The organism is Dyadobacter sp. CY326 (assembly GCF_021390515.1).
Classification (GTDB): Bacteria; Bacteroidota; Bacteroidia; order Cytophagales; family Spirosomataceae; genus Dyadobacter.
The window spans coordinates 363,550-378,560 of sequence record NZ_JAJUXI010000006.1 but is presented as its reverse complement, the minus strand read 5'-3'; the positions used below and the strand labels follow the sequence as shown (position 1 = coordinate 378,560).

Below are 15,011 nucleotides of genomic sequence, written 5' to 3'. Positions count from 1 at the left end.
TTGAAAAATACGAAATGCACGAAAGTCGCAGAAAGCAACTGATCATTATTGCCGGGCCAACGGCTGTCGGAAAAACTGCGCTATCGATTCAAATTGCGAAAGCATTGCACACCGAAATCATTTCAGCAGACTCACGGCAATTTTTCAGAGAGCTGAATATTGGGACAGCAAAACCAACGACGGAAGAGCTTGCGCAGGTTAAGCACCATTTCATCAACTCCCATTCCATTGCCGAGGTTTACAGCGCGGGAGACTTCGAAAGAGACGTCTTAAAGTGTTTAGAGCAACTTTTCGAAACGCATGACCAAGTCGTAATGACAGGTGGCTCTGGGTTTTACATTAAGGCTGTTTCCGAAGGGCTTGATGCACTTCCGGCACCATTGAAAGGACTTCGCGACTCATTGACCAATAAACTCCAAGAACAAGGATTGGCCGTCCTGCAAACAGAAGTTTCCGTAATTGATCCGACATTCGCGGCAACAGCTGAGATCGTAAATCCGCAACGCGTTGTCCGGGCACTGGAAGTTTTTTACACAACAGGAACGCCTATCAGTCAATATCAATTAAAGAGAACAGAGCAGCGACCTTTTGAGCAAATACTGATTGCATTGGATCGCGATCGAAGTGAGCTCTACAACAGAATTGATCTCCGGATGGATTTAATGCTTCAAGAAGGACTCGTAGCAGAAGCAAAGGGACTCGCGCGTTACAGGTCGCATCACGCGCTCCAAACTGTTGGTTACAAGGAAGTTTATGGATTTTTAGACGGTGAATATGACGAGGCGGAAATGATCCGGCTTTTGAAACAAAATTCACGGCGCTACGCAAAGCGACAATTGACGTGGTTCCGGCATCAGGGAAACTTTAAATGGTTTCACGCACGTGACGAGGAGGGGATATTAAATTATATCAGAGAAAAATCGAGTCTTACCTTAATTTGAAAAAGCGGAGCTCATCACTTGGCTGACAAACTCCGCTCTGATATCATTCGAGTTCGCGGTAAGCTAATATGCCTCCTAGAACATTCCTCACATTTGAAAATCCTTGTGATTCCAGGAAGCGGGCAGCTTTTCCGCTTCTTGCGCCTGAACGGCAATGAATGATAATCTCTTCATCTTTCAAAGCTTCCAGCTCGTCAAGATGATCGGGCAGATCGCCGAGAGGAATGAGTGTTGCTCCCAGGTTATCTTCCTCAAATTCATGCTCTTCGCGAACGTCGTAAAAATGCAGGTTTTCTCCCTTTTCGAGACGTTCTTTCAGTTCTTCAACTGTGATATCCATATTTTTTCTATTTTGATTTACTGACTATTGAACAAATAACATCTTTTGGGAAAAAGATCGTTTCCCATCCGACGATTTGATGATATAAATTCCATCGTGCAAGCCCTTAACTTCCACTGATCGCTGATCTTTTGCAGGCGCAATCCGCCTCATCAAAGCACCATTCAGCGCGTAAATTTCAATGAACGTCAGCAAACCAGATTCCCAGCTGATCGTTCCTCTGTTTGGATTTGGATAAAAATTAGCGTCGCTCGTCAGGATCGGTTCATTTCCCGTAACAACTCCGGCAGCTTTTTTGCCCAAATAAGGACGAATCATGATGCTCCCCTTTAAGCTCGTTTCTCTGGCCCATTCAGTTCCGAGATTGTAAAAGATAACATCCTTACCCAGCATTGAATTTCGGTCAAACCCAATTGTTACTGGTTGTTCATTCACTTGCAGCCAGCCTACATAAAATGTGTCCGGAACTGCGACCGAACTGCTAAAAGCATAATCAATGAATCCATTGCGACCGGCTGGATATCTTGCTGCCACCGATCTCTGGGCAAGCACTTTGTCTGGTTTTCCATTTTTATTACTAAATATCTGAATGGTGAAACCTTGCCCTGAAACATCCTTATTGAACTGGACCATTGCCAGTCGCACCCCTCCTATTGTATCCGGTTTTGCAAGTGTATAACGGACTGCAACGCGCCCCAGTTTCTGATTCACCTGCACGCCATATTCGGCACTGCCATCGTCATAAGCATAGTAATCCGTCAAATCGGTGCGGGATGTGATGGAGTCGTTTGTTTTCAAGTTAACACCTGGAATGGTGTCCGTTGTGGTGACTACAAATTTGCTGATAAGTTTGAGGCTATCAAGGTTGTTATTTATCGTTATAGGCGTTGTTTTAATCCCTAACCCTTTCCCTTTCAGCGCCTCAACGTAAATTGACATTTGCACATTCCTGAAATACTCCGTTTTTCTTGACGCATCTGTTATGGTAAAAGTGCTAGTAAGAATGTTGAAGTTATTGAAATTGTTGACGACATCGGTTTTTATGGAGTCCGAAAGTGCTGCCTGCGGATTAGCGCGATATTGGCGAAGCGGCATGGCCGTATATTTTTTCAGGAAAGACGTAACAGGCTTTCTAAGCGCGACATCAAAAATGTAAGGCTGCTTAACCGAGCGCTTTGTATTGAGATAAATATAATCCAGGTGCCAGGTGTCATAGTAACCTGAGTTTCTGCCATAAGCCCTGAACCGAAATTGAAATGCGTCGTACAGGTAAGCTGCGTCTGATATTCTTATGAATTGCCTTTTAAAAACAGAATCAAGTTTAAAACCATCCTGTTTCCAAACGGTCACCCAGCCATTTGCTTTGCTCAAAAACTCCAATTGAAAATAATCACTCGAATCCGGCAATTCACCTAAGCCTTTGGCCATCCAATGAAAACTCAGGTAAATGGAGTCAGCGGCCGTGCGGTTCGCGAGGTTAATAGGCTGAGATGTAAGTGTATCAGTGAAGTTTTGATTTAATGGATTGATCACATTGTAGGGCGCACCTGTCGAATTCAAGCCGTCAAATGTGGTAATGTTAAGGGATGGATGTGAATTTGTGAGCGTGTTGTTGATGTAAACTCCGCTTCCTGGCAACCAATTTTTACTATTGGGCGAAGCGCCGGTGGAAGTTGAAAAATCATCAAAAAAGGGCAGATTCAGACTCGCCTCGGTGCGTAAGTGGTTTGGCTCACTGATTTGGTCATCTTCATAATCGCTTGCAAGCGGCACGAGTTTCAATTGAGCATACAGCAACTGACACTGAAAAAGCATCAGCAGCAATGTCAGAATGATATGTCTTTTAGGATAAAAAGTGTGCTTACTGCTCGGGTAATATCGTTTCATTCCCACTTGATTCAACTTCCTGTGGTGTTATCCAGAGATCAATTACGTCTCCGATTCTTACATTATTTCCTGCATCCGGATTTTGTCGAACCACCGTTCCGGCGGCTTGCCCTTCTTCTGCCGGAATTTCCATTTGCTGGCCTACTTTTAATCCCGCTCCAATAAGCGCGATTTTGGCCTCATCCAATGGCAATCCTAAAACGGATGGCGCTTCAAACTGTGCCGTTCCAAGCCCTTCTCCCAATTCAAGATCGATTTTTGAACCTTTGGCAATGGCTTGTCCAGGCAAAATCTCTTTGCCATTATACATTTGTTTCAGAACCGCATTTTGCGCCATATCAGGCACATACGAAATATTTCCTTCTTCCAGTCCGACACTTTTCAGCAACATTTGTGCGCTTCTGTGAGTCATGTCGGTTAGCTTGGGCATTTTGATCAAAGGCGCTGTTCGCGAGGAAACAGTCACGTAAATCTTACGTCCTTCCTTCACTTTGGAGCCTGGCAAAGGATATTGTGAAATAATGGTCAGTGGAGGAACATTGGCGACAAAAGTGCAATCCACTTCATAACGCAGATCACGGCTTTCAAGAAATTCTTCCAAATCTTCCACATTCTTCTTTTTCAGATCGGGAATTGTAACCGCCTCTCCGTGATTGGTTGTGAAAGGCAGATAAACAAAAAAGAATCCCAGAAAAAGGACCAAAAGCAGAGAAACTATAATTCCGATGTGTATGAAAAGATCCGATCTGGATTGTGTACTTATCTTGGCCATGTATTTACTAGATGCGCGAAATGTATAGATGGGTAAAAATAAACGTAATATTTCAGGATGCCAATATACTATAATGCATACGACCCAAGAATTCTTTTAATATACTTACCCAAAATGTCAAATTCTAAATTAACCCTATCACCCACTTTCAGACTATGAAAATTGGTAAATTCGTATGTGTAAGGAATGATTGCGACCCTGAATGTATTGTGTTCTGAGTTAAAAACGGTGAGACTCACGCCATTGATACATATGGAGCCTTTTTCAACAGTAAGATTTCCAAGCGAAGCGTCATATTCAAAGTCAAAAAGCCAGCTGCCGTCACGTTCTTCAATGCGAATGCAAACGCCGGTCTGGTCAACATGGCCCTGCACAATGTGACCGTCAAACCTACCATTGGCTGGCATGCAGCGTTCCAGGTTAACTTTGTCATTGACAAGCAGTGAGCCTAAATTTGTCTTGCTCAATGTCTCTTCGATGGCCGTAACGCGATATGTGTCAAATTCTATTCCAACGACCGTCAGACAAACCCCGTTATGGTTCACGCTTTGATCGATCTTGAACTCATTTGCAATCGGCGATTTGAATGTAAAGGTCTTGTTAGTGCCTTCTGAATCAACTTTTATGACCTCTGCGAGCGATTCAACTATTCCTGTAAACATTGTCCTGGACGAATTTTTGAACACAAAGTTACGATTTATCGCTGCGCTTTTCTGTACAAAGCGTGCTAATGCTGTCGCTAAATCTTTTCAATTCCACTTAGTTTACGAACTTTGCAGCCATAAGAGGAACCGGCTGTTGCTCTTGATGAACATATCCTTATAATCATTGAATGAAAAAAGTCTTATTTATTGATCGCGACGGAACGATCATCGTAGAACCACCCACAGATTTTCAGGTTGACTCATTAGAAAAGCTCGAATTTTTACCAAAAGCATTATCCTGCTTACGCAAAATAGCAGAAGAGACAGATTATGAGCTTGTTATGGTGACTAATCAGGATGGCTTAGGGACGGATTCTTTTCCTGAACCGACTTTTTGGCCTGCACACAATAAAATGTTGCAAATATTGGCTGGTGAGAACATTCACTTTGCCAGCATTCACATTGACCGCAGCTTCCCCGAGGACAATTTGCCAACCAGAAAACCTGGAACCGGCATGCTGACACAATATTTTTCAGACCAATATGACCTGGCCAACAGTTATGTCATCGGCGACAGGCTTACAGATGTGCAACTGGCAGTGAATCTTGGATCCAAGGCTATTTTGATTGCAAAAACAACTCCTGAATCTGGCATTTCGGACGAAATGAATGCGGCGATCAGCTATGTTTCAACGGATTGGGATGCAATCTATGAACATTTGAAATTGCCTTCAAGAACTGCGTCCGTCGAGCGGAATACGAAGGAAACGCAGATCAAAGTGGAGCTGAACCTGGACGGAAGCGGCCGGTCGGACATTCATACAGGACTTGGTTTTTTTGACCATATGCTCGATCAACTGGCCAGACATTCCGGTGCGGACCTTTCCATACACGTGGACGGCGACTTGCATATTGATGAACATCACACCATTGAAGACACGGCGCTTGCATTGGGAGAAGCTTATCGTCAGGCCATTGGCGACAAGCGCGGCATCAGCAGATATGGATTTTTGCTGCCTATGGACGAAGCGCTCGCACAGGTTGCCATTGATTTCTCCGGACGGCCCTGGATTGTTTGGAATGCAGAATTCAAAAGAGATAAAATTGGCGAGATGCCTACGGAGATGTTTTTTCACTTTTTCAAGTCATTTTCAGACACTTCACTTTCGAACTTGAACATTCAGGTGACGGGCGACAATGAGCATCATAAAATAGAATCCATTTTTAAAGCATTTGCAAAAGCAATAAAAATGGCTGTTCGACGTGATTTAAAAGCATTGGATTTCATGCCATCGACAAAAGGAGTGCTTTAATTTTTTCGGCTGTTCGTCAGCCAAAGACTTTTTTTCTTTAATTTTGTTAACGTTAAGTCGGGTCTAAATTGCTTTTTTATGGGAATGACTATTATAATGATCATTTTTTATGTTGTTCTTTTGGGTTCAGCCTTTTTGGTTGGACGTTGGTTAGAGAACCATGAAAAAGGTTGGAGAACTAATAAGTAACAGCTTGCTAAAATTTATTTCACATTGCTGAAAACGCTTTGCCTTATACTGCTAACGGCCTTCCTAATCTGTAAAGCCACAGATTTGGCTAGTCTTTTGCTGTCGAAGGCAAAGTCTTCTGTGGTTTGCGACACGGGCACTTGTGATAATGAAAAGACAGAATCGGAGAAAATCAACGACGATCAGTTGTTGATTTCTCACTCCGTTCTTTTTGATAAATTCGTTTTATCAATCCCCCTGAAAAACTCCTTCTCCTACTCCACCGGCTTTCAAAATGAAATCTGCTTAAAGCTGCTCTCTCCACCACCGGAGTTAATCTGATTTTCCTGCAATAATTTATTTTTTTGACTGAACCGCTTCTGCGGATGAACTTGTATTCATCTGTCTAAGCGCCTCAATCAGTCATTTCCTATTCAATAAATTTTATCAGAAATCATGATTAAGTCGTATAATCAATTATTTGAAAACAATAAAAAGTGGGTCGAAGCAACTAACATGCAAGATCCTCAATTCTTCAACAAGCTGTCTAACGGACAGAGCCCCAAATTTTTATGGATCGGCTGCTCCGACAGCCGCGTTCCCGCCAACGAGATAACCGGAACCATGCCCGGCGATATTTTTGTGCATCGCAACATTGCCAACATGGTCATTCACACCGATATGAGCATGCTGAGTGTGTTGGATTATTCTGTAAATGTGCTTGGTGTTCAGCACATTATCGTTTGTGGACATTATGGTTGCGGGGGCGTCGCTGCTGCAATGGGACGCAAGCAAGTGGGCCTTATCGACAACTGGCTTAGAAATATCAAAGACGTTTACCGACTGCATCAGAATGAGCTTAACAGCATTGAAGATGTTGATAAGAGAACAGACCGCTTGGTTGAACTCAATGTAATCGAGCAGGTTATGGATCTTGCAAAAACCTCGATCGTCCAGAACGCATGGTCGGCTAACAAGCCTCTGCAACTGCACGGCTTGGTTTATGCGCTAAAAACCGGAATTCTCCAAGATTTGAATGTCACCATTGACAGCACAAATGATATGGAAGATGTTTATAGAATGGAAGTTCCCATCATTGCATAACACTGCATCAGCTTCAAAACTCAACTTGATTTATCAGAAATAATCGTATGGCAGCAGATAAGAATAAGCTATTTTCCAACCTTAAGTTTGACATTCCCGCCGGGCTGGTCGTTTATCTGGTTGCATTACCATTGTGTCTTGGCGTGGCTTTGGCCTCCACCGGCCGTTCCGATCTCCTTTTTTCCGGCATCATTGCAGGAATCATCGGCGGGATTGTCGTTGGCTCGCTAAGTGGTTCGTCGCTGGGCGTTGCGGGGCCGGCGGCGGGCCTTGTTGTCATTGTTCTCAATGCACTTGACACGCTAGGAAGTTTCGAAGCTTTCTTGCTTGCTGTTGTTTTGGCCGGGATTATTCAGGTGATTGCCGGTTTCTTAAAGGCGGGGATTATTGGATATTATTTTCCTTCGTCTGTGATTAAAGGCATGCTGGCAGCCATTGGTATAACGCTCATTCTCAAAGAAATCCCGCATGCTTTCGGTTATGATGCCGACTTCATGGGCGATGAGGCATTTGATCAAAAAGATGGAAAAAACACTTTCACCGAGCTTTTTTATGCGGTGAAATATAGCAGCACAGGCGCGATCATCATATCCGTCGTTTCGCTCGCAACCTTAATGCTCTTCGATCGCCCGTTCATGAAAAGGATTTCAATTTTCCGGTTTGTTCCCGGAGCCCTTTTCGTCGTAGTCAGTGGCATATTGCTCAATATTTTGTTTTCAAAGCTGATGCCAGAACTGGCGTTGAGCGGCGATCACCTGGTTCAATTGCCCGTAGCGAGCAACGCCAGTGAGTTTTTTAGTTTCTTTAAAACACCTGATTTTTCAGCGATAACGCGAGTTGAAACTTACACAATCGCAGTTACGCTCGCGATTGTAGCAAGTTTGGAAACGCTTTTATGTGTAGAAGCGACCGACAAGCTGGATCCTTATAAACGAAGCACGCCTACAAACCGGGAGCTCATTGCGCAAGGAGTCGGCAACATTACTTCCGGCTTAATCGGCGGATTACCCATCACCCAGGTGATTGTGCGGAGTTCAGCCAACATTGATTCGGGCGGGCGGACCAAGATGAGCACGATCACGCACGGCACCATCATGCTCCTGTCAGCCTTGTTCATTCCAAGGTTTCTGAATTTTATTCCACTGGCATCGCTCGCGGCAATTCTGCTGCTTGTTGGTTACAAGCTTTCCAAATTCTCGCTTTATCAGGGAATGTACAAGTTGGGCAAAGAGCAGTTTATTCCGTTCATTGTCACGATTATCGCAATCCTAAGCACAGATTTACTCAAAGGAATCGCCATTGGAATGGTCGTAGCAATTTATTTTATACTAAGAAAAAACTACAAGCATTCTTATCATTACGTGAAGGAAAAGCACAGAGATGGCGAAGTGATAACGCTCATTTTGTCTGAGGAAGTGACTTTCCTGAACAAAGGCAGCATCAGCGCCACGCTCGAACATTTACCGGACAATTCTACAGTCATTATCGACGGCAGCAAATCCATGAACATTGATTATGATGTGCTTGAAATCATTCAGGATTTCAAAAAACACGCAGCGCCTTTGCGAAATATCTCTGTTGAAACGCGGGGAATTAGCGGCGTGGAAGTGATTGGAGGACATTGATAAAGACAGAATCCCATAAGCATTAAAAAGGCCGGAAGTTCCGGCCTTTCTGCTATAAAAAATCCCACAACCAGCCGAAGCCGATCAATGGGATTGCAATTTGTAATAAGGCGAATAGCAGGTTAAATTGGTATCAGTATTACTTATTTTTCAGTCGCTGGATCAGCATATCATTGAATGTCCGCTCGGCCTTGTATAATTCAATCACCTGACTCGCAGTTATTACTTTCAGAAAGCGTGACTGATATTCTTTTTCAAGATCAAGCTCTTTTTGACGCAGATCCTGAACCTCTTTCAGGTTGTTAAGCACCTGATCATCGGTTTGCCCTTCTGCCTTTTTATCGTTAATGATCTTGCGTTGCGAACGGTGAATTTCTCTCCTTTTCTGAGAATATTCGTTATAAACTGGCCAAAAACCAGTTGATTGCTCCGGTGTCAGATTAAGTCGGTTGGTAATGATAGCGACTTTGGCATCCTGAATCTTTTTTATTTCCTCCTCCGACTTTCGTTGCGCGCTTACGGTTGTCACCGAAAACAATGCGATGAAGGCCAAAATCAGTAAATAACGATGCCGTGTAATAAGTTGTAAGTTCATTTTATATTTAATGTTAGGGTCAGATCGTCTCAGCTCCTGAGACTGATTCCTGTAATTGCTGACGAAGTACATCGTCTTCTAATCCATCTAGATAAAACAACACCGTCGAGTCCGTATCAAATGCTTTTTGAACAACCTTATGCTCGCTCAGATCGTAATAACTAATGTCCTGATCTTCCAAATAACCGATGATCGACGCATTGCTTACACCGCTCAACGGCTCTTGCCCAAGTGACCCCTGACGCTCCGGAACAGTCACCCACACGAGCACCAAAATCAAGGCCATTGCAGACACAAGCCCCAGCGACCGCTGCCACGACCATCCAATTACGGGCTTTCTTACTGGTTCAGAGGGGATTCTCGATTGGATTATCTGCGGCAGTTTTTCAAAATAGCCGTCAGGAACCGTAAAAGGAACTTCCTTTTTCAGATCGTCCAACCGTATTCTCTTGTTATCCATGATTATTTATATTTCCTACTTTGTAAATGTTTGACCAAACTAGTTGCAAATAGTTTAATCCGTTTCATTTAAATAATCCTCAATTTTTTTTGTAGCCCAATGATATGAAGCCTTTAAGGCGCCGACTGACGTGCCCGTGATTTGAGAAATCTCTTCATAAGGCAACTCTTCAAAGTATTTCAGGTTGAAAACCAGCCGCTGCTTTTCTGGTAATTTTAACAAAGCCTTTTGTAACTTCAGCTGAATCGCATCGCCGCTCACCAGTGGATCTGCTTCCAGCTTTTCGCTCAGCTCATTCTCAATGTCGTAAATGGGCACAAAGAACCGCTTCTTTTTTTTGTTGAGAAAATTAATGGCCTCATTGCTTGCAATGCGGTAAAGCCAGGTGTAAAACTTTGCGTCTCCCCTGAAATTTTCTAGTGCCGTCCAGGCCTTTATGAAAACATCCTGCGTAATGTCGTTCGCATCGTCATGATCGACAACCATTTTCCGGACCAGCCAATATACTTTTTGCTGATACTTGCGCACCAGCTGATTGAAAGCGTTTCTGCGCGTTTCGGGATTTTCAAAAAGGGATAATAATTCTTCGTCAGACATTTAATCAGTACTAACCTGTTGTGTTACCCGGAACCAAGACATTGACCACCGGAACTCGCGCCTTTACCGAATCAACACAAGTCAATAATAGTTCATTTTTTGGTCCAGGGCAAATAAAACTTGAGTCCTGCCAAAAGTAAAACGTCGTTTTAACTTTTCGCAAGACTCAGTGATTTCAGCTGATTACCAACTGTTTATTCCAATATTTCAACTATTTTCTTCCAATTGCTTTTTTGGCAGCCTCTACAATGTGTTTTGCTGTAAGACCGTATTTTTCCATAAGCTGCGTTGGCGTTCCGCTTTCGCCGAAGCTGTCGTTAACCGCCACATATTCCTGAGGAACAAGCTTGTTTTTAACCAAAACCTGCGCAACACTATCTCCCAGACCACCAATGCGGTTATGCTCCTCAGCTGTTACAACGCAACCTGTTTTTTCAACAGATTTAAGAATCGCTTCTTCGTCTAATGGCTTGATGGTGTGAATGTTAATAATCTCAGCATTGATTCCTTCCGCTTCCAGAAGCTCGCCTGCCTGAATCGCTTCCCAAACCATATGACCCGTAGCGAAAATGCTCACATCCGTTCCTTCGTTCACCATCCACGCTTTTCCGATCTCAAACTTTTGATCTGCATCTGTAAAGACCGGAATCACCGGACGTCCGAAACGCAGGTAAACTGGGCCTTCATAATCTGCAATTGCAATCGTTGCAGCTTTTGTCTGGTTATAGTCACAAGGATTGATCACTGTCATTCCAGGCAACATTTTCATCATCCCAAGATCTTCCAGGATCTGGTGTGTTGCACCATCTTCACCCAATGTCAAGCCTGCGTGAGATGCACAGATTTTTACATTTTTGTTCGAATATGCCACGCTCTGGCGGATTTGGTCATAAACCCGGCCGGTTGCGAAATTTGCAAACGTTGTAGCGAAAGGAATTTTACCGCCAATGGTCAACCCGGCAGAAACACCGATCATGTTGGCTTCCGAAATCCCGCATTGAATAAAACGGTCCGGATTTTCTTTTATAAACGGTTCAAGTTTAAGGGAACCCACAAGGTCAGCACAAAGTGCAACCACATTTGGATTTTGCTGGCCCAAAATATGCATTCCAGCCCCAAAGCCCGAACGTGTATCTTTCTTCTCAGTGAAGGTGTATTTTTTCATTTTGTATAATTAATAGTCTCCCATTGTTTCTTCCAACTGGCCAAGCGCTGCCGCAAGTTGCTCATCATTAGGCGCTACGCCGTGCCATTTGTGGCTGCCCATCATGAAATCAACACCAAAACCCATTCCTGTATGCAGCAGAATCATAATCGGTCTGCCATGTCCAAGTCTGCTTTTTGCTTCGTAAAGACCTTTTAGCACTGCTGCCATATCGTTGCCTTCTTCTATGGAAATCACTTCCCAGCCGAATGCTTCATATTTTTTACCCAAATCGCGGTTGTTCATAACCTTCACCGTCGGGCCGTCAATCTGCTGTCCGTTCAAGTCGATGAATGCAACGAGGTTATCAACCTGGTGGTGTGGCGCGAATGTCGCTGCTTCCCAAACCTGACCTTCCTGCTGCTCGCCATCGCCCATCAGCACATAAACCAATCCTTTATCGCCATTGAGCTTTTTAGCCAGAGCAGCACCGATCGCAACAGACATTCCCTGTCCTAATGAACCGGACGCAATGCGAATTCCTTCCAAATGTTCGTGCGTGGTCGGGTGACCTTGCAAACGCGAATCAAGCTTCCGAAAAGTAGCCATTTCCTCAACAGGAAAATATCCTCTGCGGGCAAGTGTGCTGTACCAAACGGGCGAAATATGTCCATTGGAAAGGAAGAAAAGATCCTCATCCTTGCCATTCATATCAAAAACCGGCTTGCCGTCCTGTTCTTTCAGCTTTAACCGCTCAAAATACAGGGCCACAAGCAATTCTGTACAGCCCAATGAGCCTCCCGGGTGTCCCGACTGGCAACCGTGCACCATGCGGACAATGTCCCTGCGAACTTGCGAGGCTACTTTTTCTAGTTGTTCAATTTCCATTTTTATCGATTTTCTATTACAAATACGTTCTAAATGCCAGTATTCCGAGGTGTAAATGTCCGGCTATTACAGCTTCCGCAGTGACTCATTATTACTCACTTTTGTTAAGAATTTGATCAGTGTGATTTTCTGTATCCACTTTCTGAACAACTTCTTCAATCACACCATTTTCATCAATGACGAATGTGGTCCGGATGATCCCCATGTACTCATGACCGAATGTCTTTTTTTCGGCCCAAACGCCATAATCGTTTACGATTTTCAGGTCTGTGTCTGCTAGTAAGGGAAACGGCAAGTTGTATTTCTTGATAAATTTTCTGTGCGATTTCTCATCATCGACGCTCACACCCAGCACTTTATATCCTCTGCTCAAAAGCACATCGTAATTATCTCTTAGATTGCAAGCCTGTGCTGTGCAGCCGGGTGTATCGTCTTTTGGATAAAAGTAAAGAATGACTTTTTCTCCTTTAAAATCAGTGAGTTTCACTTCATTCCCATCCTGATCTTTTGCTATAAACGCTGGGGCGGGATCGCCTACTTGAAGTCCCATACTTTATCTTTTTCGTTTTCTAGGTTTTTTCCGGACAACAACCGGGTCCTTTAATTCAATTTGCAAGATAGTACTATTTCCTGCCCTATCTGTCACTTCCAACGTCAGTTCGCCCTCAAAGGGTTTCGTCGCATCCTGCTTTTCTGACCATATAAAACCTTTTTTGGAATCATAGTTCATTAGCACCCATTCACCATTCACAAGCGCCTTATAATTATCGATCCCGGAAATCGCATCCCCAATGTATCCCGTGATCCGCTTCGTGCTGGCCTCAGTAAGCCGGACTTTGGGTGGCACGGTGTCCGCCTGAATGACAAATGTGCCCAGTTCGCGGGTGTCAAATTTGATCTCATTATCAACCCAGGTTCCGCCTAAAAACCTGTAATAACCATCCAGATAGCGATATATCTTTGTTTTCTCTTTATTCTCGGGCACATTCTCCGGCGTGAAAGCAACCGAAATGTAATCTTTCAATGCAAGCCCGCGGTTGCTAATGGTCAATGCATTAAAATTGCGCTGACCGGTCAAGAAGAGCGTGTCAAAAATGCTCGTATTGCGGAAATCGACGGACCATTTGTCTCCTTCGTATTTAGAAGCAGCGCCCGGCAAAATTTGCCCTCTCAGATAAGTTTGAACAGTCGTTTTGCCGATCTTAACCGAGTCAGGCGTGTATTTTCTTAAATCAGTCAAAAAAACGGCTGATTCGCTCGCGTAAAAATCCGGTTCCTTTTTCATTTCTTTTCCATTGGAGTAGAATGTTGCAAAAGGAATGGCGCTGCGATAATATTTCGCCTTCACAACCAATGTATTTTCCTGAACATCAGTCTCAATGTATTCGGGATTTACCTCTGCATCATAAACGGGAAGCGCAGGATTTTGCGGCTCGCCTTTGATCGTGAAAGTCAGTTCTGACGCATTCTCATAAGAATCCGTGATCTTAATGCGCACCTCATGCAATAGCGTGTCCGCAATGTTCAGCTTCCCTTTGATCGCATTGGTTTTGTACAAATTGAAATTATTCCCGTCCGGAACGTAGCATTTGAGATAACGCTGTCCCGTTTTCTGCTCCGTTTCATAATCGATCAGATTGTTGTAATCTCTTGTGGAAGAATTGGGAAAAATTTCAATGTTGTAGGAAAAAACTTCGGCTTGATCCATCTTAATTTCAATGCATTGCAGTCCATATCGGAAACCCGTTCCCGTCATCTGATCATGTGCCACCATGTCAATGCCGATGATTCCTGTCGCTGAAACTGTGTCTGCGAGCCGGTAAGTGCCATCTTTTAGCTTGACAGGCGCATATACTTTTCTGTCAAATTGCCCGCCGACGCGACCATTAATATCCAATGGTCTGATGGCGAGGTTTACGAACTTAGGTGGCGTCACGTCCTTAATTTCGTTGAAACCAAAGTATAAGGGATTGAGATAATTATCCTTCGAATCGCGGATCTCGAAGTGCAAATGCGGCCCTGCGGAACCGCCCGTGTTGCCTGAAAGCGCGATAACTTCCCCTTTTCGAAACTTGAACTGACCAGGTTCGGGAAAAAGGTCAATTTCGAATGTCTGCTTTTTATATTGTTCGCCGCGGACGTAATTCGCCAGCGAATCGCTGAATTTCAATAAATGCCCGTAAACCGAAGTCTGTCCATTGGGGTGGCGAAGGAAAATAACATTGCCATAACCGCTTCGCTGCACAGCCACTTTGTAAACATATCCTTCGGCTGCGGCATACACAGCCAGCCCTTCTCGTTGTTCCGTCCGAATGTCAAGGCCTGCGTGAAAATGATTGCTGCGCAAATCGCCAAGCCCGCCCGCCAATGAGTTCGCCAGACCGGGCCTGATTGGAAATTGATAATAACCTTTGGGATAAGTCTGCTTTTGGGCGTTTGAAAAAAAGCATGTGCCCATTAACCCCGAAAACAACAAAGTAAAGCGCGCTATTGCTCGGAAATTCTTTTGCATGAATAACTAGTGATGATGAAT

Annotated in this window: 15 protein-coding genes; 4 read left to right on the top strand and 11 right to left on the bottom strand. The window is 44.0% G+C overall.

Going from position 1 to position 15,011, the window contains the following annotated elements; all coding sequences use genetic code 11:
* The first annotated feature begins 14 nt into the window (after window positions 1–14).
* Complete coding sequence (miaA, locus tag LZG73_RS14460; RefSeq protein WP_233850820.1) at window positions 15–941, top strand: tRNA (adenosine(37)-N6)-dimethylallyltransferase MiaA; 927 nt, start codon at window positions 15–17, stop codon at window positions 939–941.
* Window positions 942–984: 43 nt separating this feature from the next.
* Here miaA and LZG73_RS14455 read toward each other — a convergent pair whose 3' ends face one another.
* The 4 genes from LZG73_RS14455 to LZG73_RS14440 all read right to left on the bottom strand — a co-directional run bounded on the left by LZG73_RS14455 (window position 985) and on the right by LZG73_RS14440 (window position 4,602).
* Window positions 985–1,281 (bottom strand): rhodanese-like domain-containing protein, encoded by a 297-nt coding sequence (locus LZG73_RS14455; RefSeq protein ID WP_233850818.1) that lies wholly within the window; start codon window positions 1,279–1,281, stop codon window positions 985–987.
* Between the two features lie 24 nt (window positions 1,282–1,305).
* Window positions 1,306–3,168 (bottom strand): T9SS type A sorting domain-containing protein, encoded by a 1,863-nt coding sequence (locus LZG73_RS14450; RefSeq protein WP_233850816.1) that lies wholly within the window; start codon window positions 3,166–3,168, stop codon window positions 1,306–1,308.
* The gene (locus tag LZG73_RS14445) at window positions 3,143–3,940 is read right to left on the bottom strand and encodes a PASTA domain-containing protein (RefSeq protein ID WP_233850814.1); all 798 of its coding nucleotides are present in this window, start codon (window positions 3,938–3,940) and stop codon (window positions 3,143–3,145) included. The genes LZG73_RS14450 and LZG73_RS14445 overlap by 26 nt, the downstream gene beginning before the upstream one ends.
* A 68-nt stretch (window positions 3,941–4,008) precedes the next feature.
* A complete protein-coding gene (locus tag LZG73_RS14440; protein WP_233850812.1) occupies window positions 4,009–4,602 on the bottom strand; it encodes a riboflavin synthase in 594 nt (197 codons plus the stop codon).
* A 170-nt stretch (window positions 4,603–4,772) separates the two neighbouring features.
* Between LZG73_RS14440 and hisB the strand changes: the two genes are divergently transcribed.
* The 3 genes from hisB to LZG73_RS14425 all read left to right on the top strand — a co-directional run bounded on the left by hisB (window position 4,773) and on the right by LZG73_RS14425 (window position 8,794).
* Window positions 4,773–5,897: a bifunctional histidinol-phosphatase/imidazoleglycerol-phosphate dehydratase HisB gene (gene hisB, locus LZG73_RS14435; protein ID WP_233850810.1), complete on the top strand. Its 1,125-nt coding sequence runs from the start codon at window positions 4,773–4,775 to the stop codon at window positions 5,895–5,897.
* Window positions 5,898–6,521: 624 nt separating this feature from the next.
* Complete coding sequence (gene can, locus LZG73_RS14430) at window positions 6,522–7,169, top strand: carbonate dehydratase (protein ID WP_233850808.1); 648 nt, start codon at window positions 6,522–6,524, stop codon at window positions 7,167–7,169.
* Between the two features lie 47 nt (window positions 7,170–7,216).
* Complete coding sequence (locus tag LZG73_RS14425; protein WP_233850806.1) at window positions 7,217–8,794, top strand: SulP family inorganic anion transporter; 1,578 nt, start codon at window positions 7,217–7,219, stop codon at window positions 8,792–8,794.
* Between the two features lie 139 nt (window positions 8,795–8,933).
* Here the strand turns inward: LZG73_RS14425 and LZG73_RS14420 are convergent, their stop codons facing one another.
* From LZG73_RS14420 to LZG73_RS14390, 7 genes are all read right to left on the bottom strand, one after another.
* On the bottom strand, window positions 8,934–9,389 hold the full coding sequence (locus tag LZG73_RS14420) for a hypothetical protein (RefSeq protein WP_233850804.1): 456 nt from the start codon (window positions 9,387–9,389) through the stop codon (window positions 8,934–8,936).
* Window positions 9,390–9,408: 19 nt separating this feature from the next.
* Window positions 9,409–9,849, bottom strand: a complete 441-nt coding sequence (locus LZG73_RS14415) for a hypothetical protein (protein ID WP_233850802.1) — start codon at window positions 9,847–9,849, stop codon at window positions 9,409–9,411.
* A gap of 54 nt (window positions 9,850–9,903) precedes the next feature.
* Window positions 9,904–10,446 carry an RNA polymerase sigma factor gene (locus tag LZG73_RS14410; RefSeq protein ID WP_233850800.1) on the bottom strand — a complete coding sequence of 181 codons (543 nt, stop codon included), beginning with the start codon at window positions 10,444–10,446 and terminating at the stop codon, window positions 9,904–9,906.
* Between the two features lie 211 nt (window positions 10,447–10,657).
* Window positions 10,658–11,611 (bottom strand): transketolase family protein, encoded by a 954-nt coding sequence (locus tag LZG73_RS14405; RefSeq protein ID WP_233850798.1) that lies wholly within the window; start codon window positions 11,609–11,611, stop codon window positions 10,658–10,660.
* A gap of 9 nt (window positions 11,612–11,620) precedes the next feature.
* Window positions 11,621–12,478 (bottom strand): transketolase, encoded by an 858-nt coding sequence (locus tag LZG73_RS14400; RefSeq protein ID WP_233850796.1) that lies wholly within the window; start codon window positions 12,476–12,478, stop codon window positions 11,621–11,623.
* Between the two features lie 91 nt (window positions 12,479–12,569).
* The gene (bcp, locus tag LZG73_RS14395) at window positions 12,570–13,028 is read right to left on the bottom strand and encodes a thioredoxin-dependent thiol peroxidase (protein WP_233850794.1); all 459 of its coding nucleotides are present in this window, start codon (window positions 13,026–13,028) and stop codon (window positions 12,570–12,572) included.
* A gap of 3 nt (window positions 13,029–13,031) precedes the next feature.
* Window positions 13,032–14,990 carry a M23 family metallopeptidase gene (locus LZG73_RS14390; protein ID WP_233850786.1) on the bottom strand — a complete coding sequence of 653 codons (1,959 nt, stop codon included), beginning with the start codon at window positions 14,988–14,990 and terminating at the stop codon, window positions 13,032–13,034.
* Window positions 14,991–15,011 lie beyond the last annotated feature (21 nt).